This is a genomic window from Pseudomonas sp. GW456-E7 (genome assembly GCF_059424105.1).
Window position 1 is genome coordinate 1 of record NZ_JBWKZB010000060.1, and the last position, 21860, is coordinate 21860.

Below are 21860 nucleotides of genomic sequence, written 5' to 3' on the forward strand. Positions count from 1 at the left end.
TGGCCTGCCAGCGATGGTCGTTAACGATTACGCGGGTGAACTGGATGAACGCGGCGCACTTGAGTCCATCGCCAGCAGGCTGGCTCCTACAGTAGTTTCAGCGTGGGCAGGGGCCTTTGTGGGAGCTGGCTTGCCAGCGATGGTCGTTAACGATAACGCGGGTGAACTGGATGAACGCGGCGCACGGGAGTCCATCGCCGGCAAGCCGGCTCCTACATGTGTGTGCTCGACTCAGGATTCTTTCGGGCCGGCGACAGGTTTTGCCGTGGATTGTTTTTGCGCACGCCATGAAGCCGGCGGCATCCCGAACTGGCTGATAAACCACCGCGTAAACGAACTCGCCATCGAATACCCAAGCATGTCGGCAATCCGACTCAACGAGTAGTTCGGGTTGTCCAGGTAACGCAGCACCAGGTCTCGGCGCACGTCGTTGATCACGTCGTTGAAGGCGCAGCCGTCGTCCTTGAGGCGGCGTTGCAGGGTGCGTACGTTCATGCCCTGGCTCTGGGCGACCTGTTCGATGGTGGCGCGCCCCATGGGCAGCAGCAGGTAGATCGCCTTTCGTACTTCGAACAGCATCGAGGTGCCTTCGTGGCCCTGCAGCGAGTCGAGGTAGCTCTGGGCGTAGCGGGCCATGGCCGGGTCGGCGTTGGGGTTGGTCATGTCGAGGCTGATGTCGGGGCAGACGATGCCGTTGAACTCGCTGCCGAACTCCAGTTTGCAGCCAAACAGCCGGCGGTGCAGGTGCAGGTTGTCCGGTGCCTGGTGCATGAAGTTGACGCTGTAGGGATGCCAGTGTGAGCCCAGCAGGGCCGAGCACAGCCTGAACATCACACCGATGGCCAGCTCCGTGGCCTGGCGGCTGGGCATGGGCGTTTCGGTGACCACCTCTTCGCGAATGATCACCATCTTGCCGGCCTCTTCGATGAAAATGGCCAGCGAGTCGTTCATCAGGTGTCGGTAATCCACCACGACCTGCAAGGCATCGCGCAGGGTGCGCTGGTGGCTGAGCAGCAGGCTGACCACGCCGAAGTCCGAGAGCTGGCGCGACTCGGCCATGCTCAGGCCGAAGGTCTGGCAACCGCTGGCGGCGGCGGAGTCTTCCAGCAGGCGTACGGCGGCATCGATCTGGATGCGGTGTTCAGGGGCTTGCAGTTGGGCCCTGCTCAGGCCGACAGCGGCCAGCACGTCGCGCGGGTTGAAACCCAGGTACTGGGTGACCTCAAGGTAGTTGGTCAAGACGGCGGCGCGAACAAGCTTGGTCATGCGAGGGCTTCCCTGTGCCGGTGGTGATTGGCGTGAGCGTGGCGACTATATCCAGCGTATCAACAGTTGAACAGTTGTCATGTCGTTGATGGTTTTCATGCTGTGCGCTCACCCATCTTCTACGCTGCATGGAGCCATCGGCGCTCATCCGTTGATTACAGTGACCCTGCGCCAACCTGCGGGGTTTTTAGACCGGCGGTCACGCGTCTGAGTGTCCGACAATTTGTCATCAAAAGAAAAGTGCCTGACGTCCAATGTAAAGCGCTTCGGGTGGGCTCAATTTAATGTCGACCCTACAAAAAGCCCCTGGCGAAAACAGCCAGTCGAGTTATCGAGAAAGCGAAGGTGTTGACCGTGGACAAACTGCAAACTGCCGCCACCGTTCTGATCGTTCCAGGTCTGCGCGAGCACGTGACCGAACATTGGCAAACGTTGCTGCAAGCCAGGCTGAGCAACGTGCGTAGCGTCCCGCCGCTGGAGACCGACAAGCTCGATTGCATGGCTCGCGTGCGGGCCATCCAGCACGAACTCGAACAGATCGACGGGCCGGTGATTCTGGTGGCCCACAGTGCCGGCGTACTGATGGTCGCGCACTGGGCTGCGCACTACAGCCGTCCGATCAAGGGCGCTTTGCTGGCCGCACCACCGGACCTCGATGCGGTCTGGCCGGCAAACTATCCATCCTCCGAAACCCTGCGCAGCCAGGGCTGGAATCCACTGCCACAAGGCCCGCTGCCATTTCGCAGCATCGTGGCCGGCAGCACCAACGATCACCTTGCCACGCTGCCTGCGGTCACCCGCATGGCAGAAGGCTGGGGCGCCGAATTGCTCAATCTGGGCGATGTCGGTCACCTCAATCCGGCCGCAGGATTTGGCCACTGGCCGCAAGCCGAAGCACTCATCCTGGAGCTGGACCGCTAGTACAAGGAGCTGGACTGGCAGTACGCCACCGGCATTTGCCCTCATTCCTTAAACGCAAACACGAAGAGGTTTGCGTGAGGGCGGCTGCGCTAAAAACAAATACAAAAAGGCGGAGACAACGCAATGCACAACAACAAGAGTCACGGCTTCACCGCTCCACGCTACACCTTGCTGGCCTCGGCCATTCTCGCGGCAACCGTACCGGTGGCCCATGGGGCCGAAATCGAGACGGGGAATCCGGACTGGAACGTACGGGTGGATAACACCATCAAGTACAACTACGGCGTGCGCACCGAAAGCGCCGACAAACGCATGTTGGGAACGCCGAACAACAACGACGGCGACTACAACTTCCGCAAGGCCGGCACCAACATCACCAACCGTATCGACCTGTTGACCGAAATGGACGTGGTGTACAAGAACGCCATGGGTTTTCGCGTCAGCGCCGCCAGCTGGTACGACAAGGCCTATGACAACACCGGCTCCAATTCCAACCCGTTCGTCAACGGCAACGATGCGCGTTCGGGCCTGATTGCCAACGACCCGCGCCTGGCCGGGGTCACCCATGACAACGTCGGCAACGGCAGCCCGCACCTGAGCAACTATGCCCAGCGCTACTACAGCGGTCCTTCGGGCGAAATCCTCGATGCCTTCGTGTTCTACAGCACCGAAGTGGGCGAGGAGTCGATGTTCAGCGCCAAGGCCGGCCAGCACAACGTGTTCTGGGGCGAGACCATTCTCAACCCGGTGCACTCGGTCAGCTATGGCCAGTCCGGCCTCGACCTGGCCAAGCTCGCCGCGTCGCCGGGTACCGAAGCCAAGGAACTGTTCGTTCCGCGTAACCAGCTGTCGATGACGTTCACCGTCAATCCCGAGCTGACCGTGGGTGCCCAGTATTTCCTCAATTGGGATGCCGCGCGCCTGCCGGAAGCGGGCACCTATTACGGTGGTTCCGACCTGGTCGGCTTCGGCGCGCAATCGTTCCTGTTGGGCAACACCAACGCCGTGGTACCGGGCAGCCCGCTGGGTTGTGGCCTGGCGCCGTGCAACGCCTTGACCAATGTGCGTCGCGGCAAGGACCTGACACCGCATGACAGCGGCGACTGGGGCGTCATGGCCAAGTGGTCGCCGGCGTGGCTGGATGGCACCCTCGGCGTTTACTACCGCGAAACCTCGGAAATCCTGCCGCAAGCCTATCTGGACGCCAGGGGCATTACCTCGGCCAACCCGAACGGCACCCGTCCGGCGGGGCAAGTGCCTGCGGTGATCAACACCCTCAATTCGCTGGACACCGCCACCTATCAACTGGCCTATGCCGACAACATCAAGATCCTTGGCCTGAGCCTGTCCAAGGATGTCGGCGGGATCAGCGTCGGTTCGGACCTGAACGTCCGCCACAACATGCCGCTGGCCAGTATCCCGGCGATCGTCAGTACCCGCAGCCCGCTGGGCCTGGGTCAAGGTCTGGGTCTGCTGCCTGCACGTACGGACGCCACCGGTGTGGTCTACGACACCCCGAGCCGTGGCGACAGCATGAGCGCCACAGGCGACACCTTGCACTGGACGCTCAACGGTCTGATGACCCTGCCGAAAACCGCGGTGTTCGATCAGGCCACCGTGCTGGCCGAGCTGTACTACAGCAACCTGCTCAAGCTCGATAGCAAGAACGAAGCACTCTACAAAGGCAAGGACAGCTATCGCGGCATCGACGCGCCGACCCGTGACAACTGGGGCCTGGCAGTCAACTTCACACCGACATGGTACCAGGTGTTTCCCGGTGTCGATCTCAACGCACCGATGTCCGTCAACGTTGGTCTCGACGGTGTGTCGCCGGTCTCCGGTGGCGGGGCCAAGGACACCGGCAACTATGCCGTGGGCGTGGGCGCCATTGTCTACAACAAATACTTTGTCGACCTGAAGTACGTGGACTCCTTTGGCCAGACCGACAAGTGCAACGTCAGCGGCGTGAGCACCGGCCCGAACGGCGGCGACGGCTCCACCCCGAACGCCTTCAGCGGCAACGAAAACTACGCCTGCTACGCCGGCGGCTACTCGTCCTTCTCCGGCGGTGGTGCCACGACCGAGGACCGTGGCGCCCTGTACCTGACGATGAAAACAACATTCTGATTCACCACTGATTTGCTCAATGCAAGCAGGAGAATAACAAGATGAAATTTGTACAAACCGTGTTGGCCGCTTCGCTGGCCATGGTCTTCGCCGCCCAGGCACAGGCCGCTGTTTCAGCCCAGGAAGCTGCCAAACTGGGCACCAGCCTGACGCTGGTGGGCGCCGAAAAAGCCGGGAACGCCGATGGCTCCATTCCCGCCTACAACGGTGGCCTGACCACCGCGCCGGCCAGCTTCAAAGCCGGCGACAGCATGCGCCCGGATCCGTTTGCCAGTGAAAAACCGCTGGTGGTGATCGACGGCAAGAACGTCGATCAATACAAGGGCATGCTCACGGCAACCACGGTAGAACTGGCCAAGCGTTTCCCGACGTTCCGTGTCGACGTGTTCCCGACGCACCGCACCGTTTCGCTGCCTCAAGCGATTCTGGACAACGGCGTGAAGAACGCCAGCGGCGCCAAGTCCCTCGAAGGTGGCCTGGCCATCGACAACGTGTTGCCGGGCATTCCGTTCCCGATTCCGCAGTCGGGCAACGAAGCGATGTGGAACTTCCTGTTGCGCTACCAGGGCGTCAGCATCAGCTCCAAGTACGACTCCTGGAACGTCGACTCCGCCGGTGTGCCGAGCCTGGCGACCACAGGGCAGGCGAACATCTCCTACCCGATCTATGAAAACCTCTCGCAGCCGATCAGCAGCGCCGACGTGTACTACCAGATGAAACTGGCGTACACCGGCCCTGCGCGCCGGGCCGGCGAGGCGATCATGCTCAAGGACGCCGCCAACCCGTTGCAACAGCCGCGTCGTGCCTGGCAGTACTTGCCGGGTCAGCGTCGGGTGAAACTGGCGCCGAGCCTGGCGTACGACACGCCTAACCCGGGTACCGCCGGTGCAGGCACCTACGATGACGTGTTCGTGTTCAACGGTGCGCTGGACCGCTACGACTGGAAGCTGGTGGGCAAGCAGGAAATGATCGTGCCTTACAACACCTACAAGCTGACCTACGTCCAGGATCCGAAGTCGCTGACCACCGCCAATCACCTGTCGCCTGACTTCGTGCGCTGGGAAAAACACCGCGTGTGGGTGGTCGAAGGCAACCTCAAGGCCGGTGCCCGTCACATCTACGCCAAGCGCCGCTTCTACCTCGACGAAGACAGCTGGACCGCTCTGGCCTCGGATCAATATGACGCCCGTGGTCAGCTCTATCGTGGTTCCTTCGCCTTCCTGAGCCAGAGCTATGACAAGCAGGTTCCTGACTCGACGCCCTTCATGATCTACGACCTGGTGGGTGGTTCGTACAACATCAACGGAGTGGTCGGTCCTTACGGCGGCATCAAGTACATCGAGCCGCTCTCCAAGGCCCAGTGGTCTTCGGAATCCCTGGCAGGCGCCGGTATTCGCTAAGCCACGATCCACTGTGGGAGCGAGCTTGCTCCGGGCGGCGTTCCGACGATGGACCAGAGGGCGACGCGGGCATCCAGAAAGCACGCGTCATCGTTCACGACCATCGCGAGCAGGCTCGCTCCCACATGACCGGCACGGCGTGAGGTTTTACCGTCAGGCACACGCAAGTGTGCCTCGACGCGGTTTTCCGAAGAGGACGCAGCATGTGTTCGTATAAAAATAATATTGTGCGTTTGGCGTTCGGTGTTGTGCTCGGCCTGTCGCAGGGCATCGCCCAGGCAGCCGAATACGTCGATGTACTGGACCTGCCCGCCAGGGCCAGTGCCTTGGCGATCAACAGCCCGTTGTCCGGCATGACCCGCGCCGGCGGGCGTGTGATTACCGTCGGCCAGCGTGGCCATATTCTGTTTTCCGATGACGCCGGTCAGCATTGGCAGCAGGCCGCCGTGCCGGTCAGCGCCGATCTCACCGCCGTGAATTTTTCAACGCCAGCCCAAGGCTGGGCGGTCGGTAACGACGGTGTAGTGCTGCACAGCAGCGACGCCGGCGCGACCTGGAAGAAGCAACTCGACGGTCGCCAGATCGGCGAATTGCTGATCAAGCATTACACGGCGCTGGCCAAGGCCGAGCCGGGCAACGAGCAATGGCCCCAGTTGGCTATGGAAGGCCAACGACTAGTCGATCAGGGCGCGGACAAACCGCTGCTCGACGTCTGGTTCGCCAACGAAAAAACCGGCTATGTGGTCGGCGTGTTCAACCTGATCCTGCGCACCGACGACGGCGGCCAGACCTGGACGCCATACCAGGACCGCACCGACAACCCGCAGGGTTTCCACCTCAACGCCATCGCCTCCACCGGCGACGCGTTGTACATCGCCGGCGAGCAAGGCCTGTTGCTCAAGTGGGACGACAGCGCCCAACGCTTCAATGCCGTGCCGACGCCGTATCAGGGCAGCTTCTTCGGCGTGCTCGGCAAGCCCGGCGAAGTGCTGGTCTACGGCCTGCGCGGCAACGTGCTGCGCAGCACCGATGGCGGCCAGAGCTGGACTGCGCTGGATAGCGGCCTGCGCGTCAGCATCACCGCGGGCCTGATCGATGCCCGTGGCAATTATCGCTTGTTCACCCAGGGCGGGCAGATGCTGGTCAGCCAGGGGACGGGCGCGCAGATGCATCTGGTGCGGCAACCGGCACCGACGCCGGTCGCCGGCGCTGCCCAGTCCACCGACGGCGCCCTGGTGCTGGCGGGAAGCCGTGGTGCCCGGACGCTGTCCGCCGATCCAGCCCTCGAACCCTAAGAGCGAGAACCCAGACATGGGCAACATCAAACAAGACGCCATGCCGGTGATCCGCGATGTGCGTGATTTCGACCACCGCTCCGGCAACCGCCTGGAACGCCTGGTGTTCAACTTCCGTCCGCTGTTCATGCTGCTGATGGCCCTGGCCACCGTGGTGCTCGGCTACATGGCGGCGACGCGCCTGGAGCTGCGTCCCAGCTTCGAAAAAATGATTCCGCAGAGCCAGCCGTACATCCAGAACTTCCTGGAAAACCGCGCTTCGCTGCGCGGGTTGGGCAACTCGGTGCGGGTGGTGGTGGAGAGCACCCAGGGCGATATTTTCGATCCCGAATACCTCGACGTACTCAAGCAGGTCAACGACCAGTTGTTCCTCACCGAAGGCGTCGACCGCGCCTGGATGAAGTCGCTGTGGAGTCCGGCAGTGCGCTGGACCGAAGTCACCGAGGACGGTTTCCAGGGTGGCCCGGTCATGCCCGACACCTATTCAGGGCAGCCTGAACAGATCGAACAGCTGCGCCAGAACATTTCCCGCGCCGGCATTGTCGGCAGCCTGGTGGCCAGCGACTTCAAGTCGACCATGCTGGTCGTGCCGCTGCTGGACAAAGCCGCCGCCGGTGGCCAGCGCATCAACTACCACGCGTTCTCGCAAATGCTCGAAGAGCAGTTGCGCGACAAGATCGAATACGCCGGCGACAGCGCTGCGCGCAAATCCGGGGTGGAAGGCTCCGGCCATTACAAGGTGCGGGTGATCGGCTTCGCCAAGCTCATGGGCGACCTGATCGACGGCCTGATCCAGGTGATGATGTTCTTCGGTCTGGCGGTCGTCACTTCACTGGCCATCATCTACGCCTACACCCGTTGCGTGCGCAGCACCTTGCTGGTGGTCGGCTGCTCGCTGGTCGCGGTGGTCTGGCAACTGGGCATCGTCGCCTGGCTCGGTTACGCCATCGATCCGTACTCGGTGCTGGTGCCGTTTTTGATCTTCGCCATCGGCGTGTCCCACGCCGCGCAGAAGATGAACGGCATCATGCAGGACATCGCCCGTGGCACCCACAAGCTGATCGCCGCGCGCTACACCTTCCGCCGTCTGTTCATCGCCGGCGTCACCGCATTGCTGGCTGATGCCGTGGGATTTGCGGTGCTGATGCTGATCGACATCCCGGTGATCCAGGACCTGGCGATCACCGCCAGCATCGGTGTCGCGGTGCTGATCTTCACCTCGCTGTTGCTGATGCCGGTGGCGCTGTCCTATGTCGGAGTTGGCGCCAAGGCCGCCGAGCGCGCGTTGAAAATCGACACCCGCGCCGAAAAGCACAAAGGCTTCGGCCGGTTGTGGGACGCGCTCGACCGTTTCACCACCGCCAAGTGGGCCACAGGCGCCGTGCTGGTCGCGGTATTGATGGGCATTGGCGGCTACGTGGTCAGCCTCAACCTGAAGATCGGCGACCTGGAAAGCGGTGCGCCGGAGTTGCGCGCCGACTCGCGCTACAACCGCGACAACGCCTACATCACCCAGCACTACGCGCTGTCCAGCGACCTGTTCGCGGTGATGATCAAGACCGCGCCGGAAGGCTGCCTGAACTACAAGACCCTGGTGCTCGCCGACCGTCTGGCCTGGGAGCTGCAACAGTATCCGGGCGTGCAGGCCACGGCGTCCTTGGTCAACGCGGTACGGCAGATCACCGCCGGCACCTACGAAGGCAACCCCAAGCTCAACAGCATCCAGCGCAACCAGGACGTGCTCAACTACGCCGCGCAGCAAGCCTCGGTCAACTCCCCGGAGCTGTTCAACACCGAGTGCTCGCTGATGCCGGTGATCGCTTTCCTCAAGGATCACAAGGCCGAAACCCTCGATGCCGTGGTGGCGATTGCCGACAAGTTCGCCAAAGAAAACAGCAGCGACGATCGCCAGTTCCTGCTCGCCGCCGGCAGCGCCGGTATCGAAGCGGCGACCAACATCGTGGTGCGCGAAGCCAATCACACCATGCTGCTGTACGTGTACGCGGCGGTGACGCTGTTCTGCCTGATCACCTTCCGCAGCTGGCGGGCCACGCTGGTGGCGCTGTTGCCCCTGGTGCTGACCTCGATCCTCTGTGAGGCCCTGATGGTGGCCATGGGCATCGGCGTGAAAGTCGCGACCCTGCCGGTGATCGCCCTCGGCGTCGGCATCGGCGTGGACTACGCCCTGTACCTGCTCAGCGTGCAACTGCACTTCCAGCGCCAGGGCCTGCCGTTGTCCCAGGCCTACCGCAACGCCGTGTCCTTCACCGGCCGGGTGGTCGGGCTGGTGGGCATCACCCTCGCCGCCGGCGTGGTGTGCTGGGTCTGGTCGCCGATCAAGTTCCAGGCCGACATGGGCATCCTGCTGACCTTCATGTTCCTGTGGAACATGCTCGGTGCGCTGATCCTGATTCCGGCCCTGTCGTATTTCCTGCTGCGCGAACGGGCCCCTCAGCCGGGCTCCGCTAGCGCTGCCGAGAACACTGAATCCACTGAACGTCCGGGCATGCCCCATGCCCTGACCACTTCCGAGTAAGCCAAGATGTCTGAATACAAAGCTCCCCTGCGCGACATGCGCTTCGTACTCAACGAGGTTTTCCAGGTGTCCCGGCTCTGGGCCAGTTTGCCCGGCCTGGCCGACGTGATCGATGAAGAAACCGCCGCTGCCATCCTCGAAGAGGCCGGCAAGATCACTGGCGAAGTCATCGCACCCTTGAACCGCGCCACCGACGAACAGGGCTGTACCTGGAGCAATGGTTCGGTCACCGCGCCAGAGGGTTTTGCCGGGGCCTATCAAGCCTTCGCCGAGGGCGGCTGGGTCGGTGTCGGCGGTGATCCGCAGTACGGCGGCATGGGCATGCCCAAGGCGATTTCGGCGCAGGTCGAAGAGATGGTCAACTCGGCCAGCCTGTCGTTCGGCCTGTACCCGATGCTGACCGCCGGTGCCTGCCTGTCGATCAAGGCCCACGCCAGCGAAGAGCTCAAGCAACGCTATCTGCCAAACATGTACGCCGGCACCTGGACCGGTTCGATGTGCCTGACCGAAGCCCATGCCGGCACCGACCTGGGCCTGATTCGCACCAAGGCCGAACCCCAGGCCGATGGCAGTTACAAGGTCAGCGGCAGCAAGATCTTCATCACCGGCGGCGACCACGACCTGACCGAGAACATCATCCATCTGGTACTGGCGCGCCTGCCGGATGCACCGGCGGGGCCGAAGGGCATCTCGCTGTTCCTGGTGCCCAAGGTGCTGGTCAACGCCGACGGTTCGCTGGGTGAAAACAATGCGCTGTCGTGTGGCTCCATCGAGCACAAGATGGGCATCAAGGCCTCCGCTACTTGCGTGATGAACTTCGATGGCGCCACCGGCTGGATCGTCGACGCGCCGAACAAAGGCCTGGCGGCGATGTTCACCATGATGAACTACGAGCGTCTGGGTGTGGGCATCCAGGGCCTGGCCCAGGGCGAGCGTTCCTACCAGAACGCCGTCGCCTACGCCCGCGACCGTCTGCAAAGCCGTGCGCCGACCGGTGCGCAGAACAAGGACAAGGCCGCCGACCCGATCATCGTGCATCCGGACGTGCGCCGCATGCTGTTGACCATGAAAGCCTTGAACGAAGGCGGCCGTGCGTTCTCCAGCTACGTCGCGTTGCAACTGGACACGGCCAGGTACAGCGAAGACGAAGTCACGCGCAATCGCGCGCAGGAACTGGTGGCGCTGCTGACCCCGGTGGCCAAGGCATTCCTCACCGACATGGGGCTGGAAACCACCTTGCACGGTCAGATGGTCTTCGGCGGCCACGGCTACATCCGTGAGTGGGGCCAGGAGCAACTGGTGCGCGACGTGCGCATCACGCAGATCTACGAAGGCACCAACGGCATCCAGTCCCTGGACCTGGCCGGGCGCAAGATCGTCGGCAGCGGCGGGGCGCTCTACCGCTTGTTCGCCTCGGAAATCCGCAACTTTACCGCTAACGCCGCTGCGGACCTCGACGAGTTCACCAAGCCGTTGAACGCCGCCGTGGACACCCTCGACGAGCTGACCGCGTGGCTGCTGGACCGGGCCCAGGGCAACCCGAATGAAATCGGCGCGGCCTCGGTCGAGTACCTGCACGTGTTTGGCTACACCGCCTACGCCTACATGTGGGCGCGCATGGCCAAGGCCGTCATCAGCGGGGATGCCGAAGACGACTTCTACACCAGCAAACTGGCCACCGCGCGTTTCTACTTCGCCCGGTTGCTGCCGCGTATCCACTCGTTGAGCGCATCGGTCAAGGCCGGTAGTGACTGCCTCTACGAGCTGAAAGCCGATCAGTTCTGATCGAAGGACAAGGAACTCCAACCATGCTGAAAACAAAAATAATTCCGCCTGCCGACGGCGCTTATGCCTATCCCTTGCTGATCAAGCAATTGCTGCTGTCCGGCGTGCGTTACGAGCCGGGCCGGGAAATCGTCTACGCCGACAAACTGCGCTACAGCTACCAGACGCTGAACCAGCGCATTCGGCGCCTGGCCAATGCGCTGACGGCGGCCGGGGTCAAGGCCGGTGACACCGTGGCGCTGCTTGACTGGGACAGCCACCGCTACCTGGAATGCTTCTTCGCCGTGCCGATGATCGGCGCGGTGCTGCACACGGTGAACATTCGCCTGTCGCCGGAGCAGGTGCTGTTCACCATGAACCACGCCGAGGATGACCTGGTGCTGGTGCATGACGACTTCCTGCCCCTGGTCGAACAGATTCACGGGCGGCTGGAAACCGTAAAAGGCTACCTGCAGCTCACCGATGACGAGGCGACCGCGACCTCGCTGCCGGTGCTCGGTGAGTACGAGCAGTTGTTGTCCCTGGCCCCGGACCAGTACGACTTCCCGGATTTCGACGAGAACTCGGTGGCCACGCTGTTCTACACCACCGGCACCACCGGCGACCCGAAAGGCGTGTACTTCAGCCATCGGCAACTGGTGCTGCACACCCTGAATGCCGTCGGCACCCTGGGCGTCTATCAGGGCCAGCCGCTGCTGCGTTCCGACGACGTGTACATGCCGATCACGCCGATGTTCCACGTACATGCGTGGGGCGTGCCGTATGTCGCGACCCTGATGGGCATCAAGCAGGTCTACCCCGGCCGCTACGAACCCAATAGCCTGGTCAAGCTGTACCGCGAAGAGAAGGTGACCTTCTCCCACTGCGTGCCGACCATCCTGCAGATGATCCTCAACTGCGAGGAAGGCAAGGCGACCCGTTTCGACGGCTGGAAAATGCTCCTCGGCGGCAGTGCCCTGACGCTTGGCATCGCCAGTGAAGCCAGCGCCAAAGGCATGGTGGTGCACGCCGGCTACGGCATGTCGGAAACCTGCCCGTTGCTGTGCCTGACCTACCTGCGCGACGAGGACCTTCAGCAATCCGCCGAAGCCCAGCTGCCGATCCGCATCAAGACCGGAACGCCGGTGCCGCTGGTCGACCTGAAGATCATCGACGCCGAGGGCAACGACGTGGCCCATGACGGCGAGTCCCTGGGCGAGATTGTGGTGCGCGCGCCGTGGCTGACCCAGGGCTATCTGAAGGCCCCGGACAAAGGCGCGGAGCTGTGGCACAACGGCTGGCTGCACACCGGCGACATGGCCTCGATCGACCAACAGGGCGGCGTGGAAATCAAGGACCGGATCAAGGACGTGATCAAGACCGGCGGCGAGTGGATCAGCTCCCTGGAACTGGAAAGCCTGATCAGCGAACACCCGGGCGTCATGTCCGTCGCGGTGGTGGGCATCGTCGATGAGCAGTGGGGCGAACGGCCCATGGCCATGGTGGTGTGCGAGCCGGGGCAATACCTCGACCGCAAGATCCTCGAGACGCACCTGCAGGCCTTCGTCGACGGCGGCCGCATCAACAAATGGGCGATCCCCAAGCAGTTCAAGTTCGTCGCCGAAATCCCCAAGACCAGTGTTGGCAAGATCAACAAGAAGCTGATCCGGGAAACGGAAGCGAACTGAGGGATAAACCTGACACTGTTGTTGTGGGAGCGAGCTTGCTCGCGATGGACTGGAGAGCGCTGCGTTTAACCAGGAAACACGCGTAATCGTTAACGACCATCGCGAGCAGGCTCGCTCCTACAGGAATCCACCGGCGCCGGGCGGTTTTTGGATAGTCCGGAGGGCGTCATCTTTGTCATAGTCCTGGCTAGAGATGATGCCCCGTTGGTCGCAGTTTTCAGCGCTTGTGCCAAGCTGAACGGGGTATTGAACCGCTGTGCATCAGTCAAACCCCAGGAAGCCCACGACATGAACCTTGCCCGTGCATCAAACGTCCGCCACGAGTTCTACAAGGCCGTCTGGTTCTACTTCAAAGTGGTGTGGCCGATCTTCTCGATACTGCTGCTGGTGATCATTGCGTTCGGCCTCATCATCGCCCACCTGGAAGGGTGGAGCCCGTATGACGGCGTCTACTTCGCCTTCGTGACCGGCCTGACCATCGGCTACGGAGAACTGGTGCCCAAACTGGGCGTGTCACGGGTGCTGGCGATCCTGCTGGGATTCAATGGGGTACTGATGACGGCGACGTTTGCGGCGATCAGTGTCCGGGCGATTGAAGTGACGGTGACGGCGTCACGGAAGGATGTGTAGGAGCGAGCTTGCTCGCGATGGTCGTCAACGATAACGCGTAAATCCTGGATAAACGCGGTGTCCTTGAGTTTTTCGCGAGCAAGCTCGCTCCTACAGGGGTTCAGCCAGCAGGTTGAACCTAAGCCCCCCAACCCGCCCCACTCACCGCCGCCTGCACCAGCGGGTGCAGGTCCGCCCCTTTATGTTCCGTCTGCCAGGCCAGCAATTCCTTGCGCATGCTCGGCGCCCAGTACATCTGCAGATGATTGCGCACGCTGAGCACCGCCTGTTGCTGGTCCGGCTGGCTGGCAAAGTACTGGGCGATCTGGTTGGCCATCTTGATCAGATTGTCCGTACTCATTTGCGCACCTCGGCTTTCTCGGGATGCCGCCGTTCCTTCAGCAGGCGATGTTGCTCATCAGTGAATTCCTGGAAGCGCTTTTGCCACTCCGACGGGTGATACACGCGGCTGACTTCCACCGCTGTGACCTTGTACTCCGGACAGTTGGTGGCCCAGTCGGAGTTGTCGGTGGTGATCACGTTGGCCCCCGATTCCGGGAAGTGGAAGGTGGTGTACACCACGCCCGGGGCGACCCGTTCGGTGATCCGCGCACGCAGCACGGTCTGCCCGGCGCGGCTGCCGATGCCGACCCAGTCACCTTCGTTGATGCCACGGCTCTCGGCGTCGGTCGGGTGGATTTCCAGGCGGTCTTCGTCGTGCCAGGCGACGTTCTCGGTTCGCCGGGTTTGAGCACCAACGTTGTACTGGCTGAGGATGCGCCCGGTGGTCAGCAGCAGCGGATAGCGAGTGTTGACCTTCTCCTCGGTGGGCACGTAGCCGGTGAGCATGAAGCGCCCCTTGCCGCGCACGAATTCCTCGATGTGCATGGTCGGCGTACCGTCCGGTGCCGCGGCGTTGCACGGCCATTGCAGGCTGCCGTGGCGGTCCAGTTCGGCGTAGCTGACGTTGGTGAAAGTCGGCGTCAGGCTGGCGATTTCATCCATGATTTCCGATGGGTGCTTGTAGTTCATCGGGTAACCCAGGGCATTGGCCAGGGCCACGGTGCCTTCCCAGTCGGCCTTGCCGCCCAGCGGGTCCATGACCTTGCGCACCCGTGAAATACGCCGCTCGGCGTTGGTGAAGGTGCCGTCTTTTTCCAGGAACGAGGCGCCCGGCAGGAACACATGGGCGAACTTGGCGGTTTCGTTGAGGAAAATATCCTGCACCACCACGCATTCCATCGCCGACAAAGCGGCGGTGACATGCTGGGTATTCGGATCGCTCTGGGCGATGTCTTCGCCCTGGCAATACAAACCCTTGAAACTGCCGGCCAGGGCCGACTCGAACATGTTGGGGATGCGCAGGCCCGGGTCGGGTTGCAGGGTGACGTTCCACGCCTGTTCAAACTGCGCCCGTACCACTTCGTTGGAGATGTGCCGGTAGCCAGGCAACTCGTGGGGAAAAGAGCCCATGTCGCAGGAACCCTGAACGTTGTTCTGCCCCCGCAACGGGTTCACGCCCACGCCTTCGCGGCCGATGTTGCCTGTGGCCATCGCGAGGTTGGCGATGCCCATGACCGCCGTGCTGCCCTGGCTGTGCTCGGTGACGCCGAGGCCGTAGTAGATCGCCGCATTGCCGCCCGTGGCATACAGACGCGCCGCAGCACGGATATCGGCAGCGGGCACACCGCAGATGGCACCCAGCACTTCCGGCGAGTTCTCCGCACGGCTGACGAACTCGCTCCAATTGGCGAAATCGCTGCCCTCGCAACGGGCGTCGACAAAGGCCTGATTGAGCAACCCTTCAGTGACGATGACATGGGCCAACGCGTTGAGCATGGCGACGTTAGTGCCCGGGCGCAGGGCCAAATGGTATTCGGCGCGGGCGTGCACCGAGTCCACCAGATCAATGCGTCGTGGGTCGATGACGATCAGCCGCGCGCCTTCACGCAGGCGGCGTTTGAGCTGGGAGGCGAACACCGGGTGGGCGTCGCTGGGGTTGGCGCCCATCACCAGGATCACGTCGGCCTGCATCACCGAATCGAAACTCTGGGTACCGGCGGACTCGCCAAGGGTTTGCTTCAAGCCATAGCCGGTCGGCGAGTGGCAGACCCGCGCGCAGGTGTCGACGTTGTTGTTGCCGAAGGCCGCGCGCACCAGTTTTTGCACCAGATAGGTTTCTTCGTTGGTGCAGCGGCTGGAGGTGATGCCACCAATGGAGTCGCGGCCGTATTTCTGCTGCAACCGACGGAATTCGCTGGCGGCGTAGGTCACCGCTTCATCCCAGCTGACTTCCTGCCACGGGTCGTTGATGTGCTTGCGGATCATCGGCTTGGTGATGCGATCCGGGTGGGTGGCGTAGCCCCAGGCAAAGCGCCCCTTGACGCAAGAGTGGCCGTGGTTGGCCTGGCCGTTCTTGTCCGGAACCATGCGCACCAGCTGGTCGCCTTTCATCTCGGCGCGGAACGAGCAGCCCACGCCGCAATAGGCACAGGTGGTGATCACGCTGCGTTCCGGCTGACCGAGTTCGACCACGCTTTTTTCCATCAAAGTCGCGGTCGGGCAGGCTTGCACACAGGCGCCGCAGGACACGCATTCCGAATCGAGGAAGTTATCCCCACCGGCAGCGGCCACCCGGGATTCAAAACCGCGCCCGGTAATGGTCAGGGCAAAGGTGCCCTGGGTTTCTTCGCAAGCGCGCACGCAGCGGTTGCAGACGATGCACTTGCTCGGGTCGTAGTCGAAATAGGGGTTGGAGGTGTCCTTCACATCGGCCAGATGGTTGTCGCCTTCATAGCCGTAACGCACCTCCCGTAGGCCGACCTGACCGGCCACGGTTTGCAGCTCGCAGTTGCCGTTGGCCGAGCAGGTCAGGCAGTCCAGCGGGTGATCGGAGATGTACAGCTCCATGACGTTGCGGCGCAGGGTCGCGAGCTTCGGCGTCTGGGTGTGTACGGTCATGCCTTCAGTGACCGGCGTGGTGCAGGACGCCGGGTAGCCGCGCATGCCATCGATCTCCACCAGGCACATGCGGCAAGAGCCGAAGGCTTCCAGGCTGTCGGTGGCACAGAGTTTCGGAATGGTGGTGCCCAGCAGCGCGGCGGCGCGCATCACCGAAGTGCCTTCGGGCACGCTGATGCTGCGGCCGTCGATGCTCAGGGTGACTTGCACCTGGCTCTCACGGGCAGGAGTGCCGAGGTCGATATCGGTGTTCGGGTCGAAGAGAGTAATCATTGCTCGGCCTCCGAGGGCTGCAAGCCGAAGTCGGCGGGGAAGTGCTTGAGGGCGCTGGCGACCGGAAAGGAAACCATGCCGCCCAACGCGCACAGCGAACCGTATTGCAGGGTGTCGCACAGGTCCTTGAGGATGATCACCTGCTCATCGCGACCGCTCGCGTCCGGCGCTGCCAGCAGGCGGTCGATCACCTCGACGCCACGGGTCGAGCCGATGCGGCACGGCGTGCATTTGCCACAGGATTCCTCGGCGCAGAACTCCATCGCGAAACGCGCCATATGGGCCATGTCCAAGGTGTCGTCCGCCACCACCACACCACCGTGACCGAGCATCGCGCCGATGGCGGCGAAGGCCTCGTAATCCAGCGGCGTGTCGAATTGCGACGGCGGCACCCAGGCGCCGAGCGGGCCGCCCACCTGCGCAGCCTTTAGCGGCCGGCCACTGGCGGTCCCTCCGCCGTAGTCTTCCACCAGTTCCCGCAGGGTCAGGCCAAAGGCCCGTTCCACCAGCCCGCCCTGACGAATATTGCCCGCCAATTGGAAGGGCATGGTGCCCAGGGAGCGGCCCATGCCGTAATCGCGATAGAACTGCGCGCCCTTGGCCAGAATCAGCGGCACCGAGGCCAGGGTCAGCACGTTGTGCACCAGGGTCGGCTGGCCGAACAGTCCCTTCAACGCCGGAATCGGTGGCTTGGCGCGGACGATCCCGCGCTTGCCTTCCAGAGAGTCCAGTAGCGCGGTTTCCTCACCGCAGATGTACGCACCGGCACCGACACGCACTTCCATATCGAAGGCCTGACCGCTGCCGCCGACATTGGCGCCGAGGTAACCGTTCTCCCGGGCAATCTGCAGCGCGTTGCGCAGGGTGGCCACGGCGTCCGGATATTCCGAGCGCACATAGATGTAGCCGTAGGTGGCGCCGACGCAGAGGCCGGCAATGGCCATGCCTTCGATCAGCAGGAAGGGGTCGCCTTCCATCAACATACGGTCGGCGAAAGTGCCGGAGTCGCCTTCGTCGGCGTTGCACACGATGTACTTTTGCGCCGCTTCGGTCGCACGCACCGTGCGCCATTTGATCCCGGCGGGGAAGGCCGCGCCGCCACGGCCACGCAGGCCTGAATCGAACACCGCCGTCGCGGTCTGCTCACCGCCAAGGGTGACGGCCCTGTTCAAACCTTCGAAACCACCGTGGGCCCGGTAATCGTCCAGCGACAGCGGCCGGGTGATCCCGGCGCGGGCGAACAGCAGGCGTTGTTGAGTCTTCAGATAAGGCAATTCTTCCACCAGGCCCAAGGCCAGTGGATGGGCAGACGGCTCGCCTTGCAACGCATCAAGCACGGACGGCACATCGGCAGCGGTCAACGGACCGAATCCAATACGACCTTGCGGGCTATCCACCTCCAGCAGCGGTTCCAGCCAATACAGCCCGCGCGAACTGGTGCGCTGCAGCTCCAGCGGCAGATTGCGCTCCTTGGCTTGAGTGATCAGGGCCGTGGAGACCTCGTCGGCACCCACAGCACGGGCTAGCGAATCACAGGGCAGATAAAGAGTCGGCATCACGCGTCCTCCCGGCAAGCATCGAGCAGGGCATCCAGACGCTCGGCACTGAGCCGCGCATGCACCCGGCCATCCAGCTCCAGAGCCGGCGAACAGGCACAGGCACCCAGGCAATACACCGGCCGCAAACTGATGCTGCCATCGGCGCTACTACCGTGGTCATCCAGTTGCAGACGCTCACGCAACTGCGCCGCCAACTGCTCGGCGCCACGGCTCTTGCACGACTCGGCGCGGCACAGCCGCAGGATATGCCGCGCAGGCGGCGCAGTACGGAAGTCATGGTAAAAACTGATCACCCCGCGAACCTCGGCCTGGCTCAGGTTCAGGGCATGGGCAATCTCGGGGACGGCGACATCGGGGATGTACCCAATGCGCTCCTGAATATCATGAAGAATGGGCAACAGCGCACCCGCAGAGCCCTTGTGGCGCTCCAGCAAACTGTTGACCACAGGCAGGTGCAACATCTCATCAGGCATTCAGCAATCCTCACGGTCACGGACAAACCAGAAGGTCGTCGGTCGTCCGAAAGTGTCGGCTGCGGCACTCACACCACGTCACGGTATCGTGGCAATTTGGCCGTTGGCCAGGGCACCCTGAGCGGGCATCTTGTTGTGCCCGGCACGATCTTCGTCGCACCTCTACTGGGCATAAAAGGCAGCTTGCCACGCCGCTATTGATCGACCTGCACCAAAGCGACGTGCTCGGTTCTGCCTACGACTATCCATTAAGTCTAGATGAGTGCCGCAAGGGGCGTTCACGCACTGGCCTAATGCCCAAAGGGCTTGTCGATGGCTGATGTATAACAAGCATTTCAAGTGAGAAGAAGCATCAGAACCGTGGGCAATTCTACGAAGCAGATGCGCTGACGCATGCCGCTACCCCTGTGGGAGCGAGCCTGCTCGCGAAAGCGCCAGCCCAACCACCATCAAAGCTGACGACGCCCCACAACCCACCTCCAATGCCTACTGCGTGGAAACGTCCTACATCCGACTGCCGAAACAGAGTCGGAAACATCTGATTCTGTTTTTTTTGCGATGGCTGAATGAGTCATCGCTGATTCCGAGCGGCGTAGATTTCCTGGTCCTTTAAAAACCAGACAATCCACCCTGCCAAGGAGCGGTCTCATGGCGTTTGATGCTTTTATCAAAATCGAAGGTATTCCAGGCGAAGCGCTGGACGAAAAATACCGCAACTGGATCGAAGTGAGTGGCTACAGCTTTAGCACCTATCAAAGCACCTCAGCCACCGCCAGCTCTGCCGGTGGCGCTACCGCCGGCCGGACTACCCTGAGTCATTTCACTTTTACCAAAACGCTGGACAAATCCAGTTGCAAACTGATGGAAGCCAGTTGCGCCGGTGAGCACCTGAAAGAAGTCACCCTGGTGCTGAGCCGGGCGGGTACCGACAAGCTCAAGTACTACGAGATCGTGCTCGAGGAAGTCATCATCGCCGACTACACTCAAAATGCCGCAGCCGGCGTTCCAATTGAAATCGTGCAACTGAACTATGGCCGCATCAAAACCGTGTACACCCAGCAAAAACGCAGTGATGGTGCCGGCGGCGGTAACATCGCGGGCGGCTGGGATCGCATCGGCAATAAAAGATATTCGTGAGGCACAGATGACAGAGCCTTTAGCGTTTATCAACTCCCGAACCCAGTCTTTTGAATCCCTCAAGGCCGAACTGCGACTAACCGGCATTGCAAGAAGCAAATTTGATGCACTCAACAGCCATATCGCCAACACTGTGGTGTTGGCAGGCGAGTTAGTGATCATCGGTGATGTAACGACCGCATCCAGTACCCATCAAGAGGCGTACTTGATGACCAAAGCCAGGGAAATTCACCTCGCCCTGCTGACTAATCAAGTCGACGCCGACGACTTCTTTCTCGACAACTTCGAACTGCTGCAGGAGGTACTCGACTATGGCGCTATCGGCGCCGGGGCCGTCAGTGATGGGTGGAGCAAATACATGGCCGCGATCAAGGCCACGCTAGAGGAGATCGAGCAGGCCCATGAAAACTATCTGCGCAGCGGATCTATTGCCGCCAGAGACAGGTTCTACAGCGAACGCGCCAGGTTGTTCGTCAAGCTGGAAAAACAATTGGGCAATGTAGCCTCCTACGGCTCGGGGCTTCGTTCCCAAGGTTCGATAAAACGAATGCTGGGGATTTCGACCAAGAGTTACATGAGTACTGGAGAGATTGCCGGATATGCGCAGAAGGTCAGTGGCGTGGCCAGGGCGGCGAAGCTGATCAAGCGAGGAGTCTACATCGGTACTGCCCTGAGTGTTGCCTCTGCCGGGCTGAAGATCAAGCAGGCATGTACGTTGGGGCGGGAGGATGAGTGTACGAAGGCGAAGTATGTTGAGGGGTCTTCACTGGTTCTTAGTTTGGCTGGTGGCAGCGGTGGGGGAGTACTTGGCGGGCTCGCGGCGTCTTACGGATGTATAGCGATATTGGGTTTGGCTACTGGAGGGGGTGGCGCACTGGTGTGCAGCGTAATAGGAGGGGTTGTGGGAGGTAAGCAAGGCGAAAAGCTCGGGGGCGCAGCAGGTGAAAAAGTCGGTGAGTTTATGTATAGAGAATTGACGCAATGAGTTCGATTCCTTTGGGACTTCTTGGACTCTTCATAGGTTTTCCACTGATAATTATCCTCCTGTGGCTAATTTATATGGTTCATGCTTATACGGAGAAAGCAGAAGCACTGCTGTCGAACAGTGGTTTTGTAAAAGCTAATTTGAAAGCATTTGATCAAGCTGGCTTATTGGGAAAAGCTATGCGCAATGGCTTCATTACTTTGGTGTTGATAAGTCCAGATCTTTTGGCCAAAAGAGGACTTGTTAATGTGAGTGAGGTCAAAGAGTTTCCAAAAAGATTAAAGCGAATTCTGGTTGTTTCTTGGATGTTGTGTTTCCTGTTTACTAGTGCTCTTATGATTCTAGGGTTTTACATTGAGTATGTTGATCAATCGGCGGGTGTATAGGAGCTGCCATATTTGGTGAATGAAAATAAAGATGTTCTTTGATTGCTGTATTTACTTATAAGAAAACGCGCAATGAAAGATGTCCATGTCGGGCTTGTATTCTTAGTAATTCTTGGGTCACTTTTGCTTGTGGTGGTATGGTTGATTTATATTGTGCGAGTTTACACCGAAAAAGCGGAAGCGTTGTTGTGTAATTGTCATTTTGTGAGCGTTAACAAAGCCGCATTTTCTAATATAGGGGTTGTTGGGAAAATTATGCGTAGTGGGGTTCTCACTATGGTTTTGATTATGCCGGGGATTTCCGCGAGACGAGGTATCGTCAATGCTGCTGAAGTCGAAAAATTTCCTAAGGTTTTAAAAAGAATACTAGTTATCTCGTGGGGGTTGTGCTGGCTATTAAGTCTTGTTTTTATTATTTTTGGGGTCTTTGTGAAGATATTAAGTGAGTTGGATGAGTGACGGGCATATGCTGCCAGGGAA

General features: G+C 61.1%; 17 protein-coding genes. 12 read left to right on the plus strand and 5 right to left on the minus strand.

The annotated features are described in order from the left end of the window. Positions 1–231: 231 nt before the first annotated feature. A complete protein-coding gene (locus AC07YV_RS26670) occupies positions 232–1266 on the minus strand; it encodes an AraC family transcriptional regulator (RefSeq protein WP_102702185.1) in 1035 nt (344 codons plus the stop codon). A gap of 354 nt (positions 1267–1620) precedes the next feature. Here AC07YV_RS26670 and AC07YV_RS26675 point away from each other — a divergent pair, with 354 nt between their 5' ends. The 8 genes from AC07YV_RS26675 (at position 1621) to AC07YV_RS26710 (ending at position 13627) form a co-directional block, all read left to right on the plus strand. Continuing rightward, complete coding sequence (locus tag AC07YV_RS26675; protein WP_102702186.1) at positions 1621–2187, plus strand: RBBP9/YdeN family alpha/beta hydrolase; 567 nt, start codon at positions 1621–1623, stop codon at positions 2185–2187. Between the two features lie 123 nt (positions 2188–2310). Further along, a complete protein-coding gene (locus AC07YV_RS26680) occupies positions 2311–4314 on the plus strand; it encodes a DUF1302 domain-containing protein (RefSeq protein WP_102702187.1) in 2004 nt (667 codons plus the stop codon). A gap of 41 nt (positions 4315–4355) precedes the next feature. Further along, positions 4356–5714, plus strand: coding sequence for a DUF1329 domain-containing protein (locus tag AC07YV_RS26685; protein ID WP_102702188.1), 1359 nt, complete (start codon positions 4356–4358; stop codon positions 5712–5714). A gap of 203 nt (positions 5715–5917) precedes the next feature. Next, a complete protein-coding gene (locus AC07YV_RS26690; protein ID WP_102702189.1) occupies positions 5918–7009 on the plus strand; it encodes a WD40/YVTN/BNR-like repeat-containing protein in 1092 nt (363 codons plus the stop codon). A gap of 16 nt (positions 7010–7025) precedes the next feature. Then, complete coding sequence (locus AC07YV_RS26695; RefSeq protein WP_102702190.1) at positions 7026–9545, plus strand: efflux RND transporter permease subunit; 2520 nt, start codon at positions 7026–7028, stop codon at positions 9543–9545. 6 nt (positions 9546–9551) lie between these two features. Continuing rightward, on the plus strand, positions 9552–11330 hold the full coding sequence (locus AC07YV_RS26700) for an acyl-CoA dehydrogenase C-terminal domain-containing protein (RefSeq protein ID WP_102702191.1): 1779 nt from the start codon (positions 9552–9554) through the stop codon (positions 11328–11330). A gap of 23 nt (positions 11331–11353) precedes the next feature. Then, positions 11354–12997 (plus strand): fatty acid--CoA ligase, encoded by a 1644-nt coding sequence (locus AC07YV_RS26705; protein WP_102702192.1) that lies wholly within the window; start codon positions 11354–11356, stop codon positions 12995–12997. Positions 12998–13285: 288 nt separating this feature from the next. Further along, positions 13286–13627 carry a potassium channel family protein gene (locus AC07YV_RS26710; protein ID WP_102702193.1) on the plus strand — a complete coding sequence of 114 codons (342 nt, stop codon included), beginning with the start codon at positions 13286–13288 and terminating at the stop codon, positions 13625–13627. Positions 13628–13745: 118 nt separating this feature from the next. Here AC07YV_RS26710 and AC07YV_RS26715 read toward each other — a convergent pair whose 3' ends face one another. The 4 genes from AC07YV_RS26715 to AC07YV_RS26730 are packed head-to-tail and all read right to left on the minus strand — an operon-like array spanning position 13746 to position 18872. Beyond that, positions 13746–13967, minus strand: a complete 222-nt coding sequence (locus tag AC07YV_RS26715; RefSeq protein ID WP_095965789.1) for a formate dehydrogenase subunit delta — start codon at positions 13965–13967, stop codon at positions 13746–13748. Beyond that, positions 13964–16840, minus strand: coding sequence for a formate dehydrogenase subunit alpha (gene fdhF / locus AC07YV_RS26720; protein ID WP_102702194.1), 2877 nt, complete (start codon positions 16838–16840; stop codon positions 13964–13966). The genes AC07YV_RS26715 and fdhF overlap by 4 nt, the downstream gene beginning before the upstream one ends. Beyond that, complete coding sequence (locus tag AC07YV_RS26725; RefSeq protein ID WP_102702195.1) at positions 16837–18396, minus strand: formate dehydrogenase beta subunit; 1560 nt, start codon at positions 18394–18396, stop codon at positions 16837–16839. The genes fdhF and AC07YV_RS26725 overlap by 4 nt, the downstream gene beginning before the upstream one ends. After that, positions 18396–18872: a formate dehydrogenase subunit gamma gene (locus AC07YV_RS26730; protein ID WP_007982711.1), complete on the minus strand. Its 477-nt coding sequence runs from the start codon at positions 18870–18872 to the stop codon at positions 18396–18398. The genes AC07YV_RS26725 and AC07YV_RS26730 overlap by 1 nt, the downstream gene beginning before the upstream one ends. Before the next feature lie 648 nt (positions 18873–19520). Here AC07YV_RS26730 and AC07YV_RS26735 point away from each other — a divergent pair. The 4 genes from AC07YV_RS26735 (at position 19521) to AC07YV_RS26750 (ending at position 21839) form a co-directional block, all read left to right on the plus strand. After that, positions 19521–20009, plus strand: a complete 489-nt coding sequence (locus AC07YV_RS26735; protein ID WP_102702196.1) for an Hcp family type VI secretion system effector — start codon at positions 19521–19523, stop codon at positions 20007–20009. A 7-nt stretch (positions 20010–20016) separates the two neighbouring features. Next, a complete protein-coding gene (locus AC07YV_RS26740; RefSeq protein ID WP_102702197.1) occupies positions 20017–20994 on the plus strand; it encodes a hypothetical protein in 978 nt (325 codons plus the stop codon). Next, positions 20991–21380 (plus strand): hypothetical protein, encoded by a 390-nt coding sequence (locus AC07YV_RS26745; RefSeq protein ID WP_102702198.1) that lies wholly within the window; start codon positions 20991–20993, stop codon positions 21378–21380. Before AC07YV_RS26740 ends, AC07YV_RS26745 begins: the two co-directional genes overlap by 4 nt. 72 nt (positions 21381–21452) lie before the next feature. Beyond that, on the plus strand, positions 21453–21839 hold the full coding sequence (locus AC07YV_RS26750; RefSeq protein ID WP_102702199.1) for a hypothetical protein: 387 nt from the start codon (positions 21453–21455) through the stop codon (positions 21837–21839). Positions 21840–21860 lie beyond the last annotated feature (21 nt).

What these genes read in the sequence shown, in the direction of transcription:
- AC07YV_RS26670 (WP_102702185.1), bottom strand. Translation starts at nt 1,266, where the DNA reads ATGACCAAGCTTGTTCGCGCCGCCGTCTTGACCAACTACCTTGAGGTC.
- AC07YV_RS26680 (WP_102702187.1), top strand. Translation starts at nt 2,311, where the DNA reads ATGCACAACAACAAGAGTCACGGCTTCACCGCTCCACGCTACACCTTG.
- AC07YV_RS26685 (WP_102702188.1), top strand. Translation starts at nt 4,356, where the DNA reads ATGAAATTTGTACAAACCGTGTTGGCCGCTTCGCTGGCCATGGTCTTC.
- AC07YV_RS26690 (WP_102702189.1), top strand. Translation starts at nt 5,918, where the DNA reads ATGTGTTCGTATAAAAATAATATTGTGCGTTTGGCGTTCGGTGTTGTG.
- AC07YV_RS26695 (WP_102702190.1), top strand. Translation starts at nt 7,026, where the DNA reads ATGGGCAACATCAAACAAGACGCCATGCCGGTGATCCGCGATGTGCGT.
- AC07YV_RS26700 (WP_102702191.1), top strand. Translation starts at nt 9,552, where the DNA reads ATGTCTGAATACAAAGCTCCCCTGCGCGACATGCGCTTCGTACTCAAC.
- AC07YV_RS26705 (WP_102702192.1), top strand. Translation starts at nt 11,354, where the DNA reads ATGCTGAAAACAAAAATAATTCCGCCTGCCGACGGCGCTTATGCCTAT.
- AC07YV_RS26710 (WP_102702193.1), top strand. Translation starts at nt 13,286, where the DNA reads ATGAACCTTGCCCGTGCATCAAACGTCCGCCACGAGTTCTACAAGGCC.
- AC07YV_RS26715 (WP_095965789.1), bottom strand. Translation starts at nt 13,967, where the DNA reads ATGAGTACGGACAATCTGATCAAGATGGCCAACCAGATCGCCCAGTAC.
- fdhF (WP_102702194.1), bottom strand. Translation starts at nt 16,840, where the DNA reads ATGATTACTCTCTTCGACCCGAACACCGATATCGACCTCGGCACTCCT.
- AC07YV_RS26725 (WP_102702195.1), bottom strand. Translation starts at nt 18,396, where the DNA reads ATGCCGACTCTTTATCTGCCCTGTGATTCGCTAGCCCGTGCTGTGGGT.
- AC07YV_RS26730 (WP_007982711.1), bottom strand. Translation starts at nt 18,872, where the DNA reads ATGCCTGATGAGATGTTGCACCTGCCTGTGGTCAACAGTTTGCTGGAG.
- AC07YV_RS26735 (WP_102702196.1), top strand. Translation starts at nt 19,521, where the DNA reads ATGGCGTTTGATGCTTTTATCAAAATCGAAGGTATTCCAGGCGAAGCG.
- AC07YV_RS26740 (WP_102702197.1), top strand. Translation starts at nt 20,017, where the DNA reads ATGACAGAGCCTTTAGCGTTTATCAACTCCCGAACCCAGTCTTTTGAA.
- AC07YV_RS26745 (WP_102702198.1), top strand. Translation starts at nt 20,991, where the DNA reads ATGAGTTCGATTCCTTTGGGACTTCTTGGACTCTTCATAGGTTTTCCA.
- AC07YV_RS26750 (WP_102702199.1), top strand. Translation starts at nt 21,453, where the DNA reads ATGAAAGATGTCCATGTCGGGCTTGTATTCTTAGTAATTCTTGGGTCA.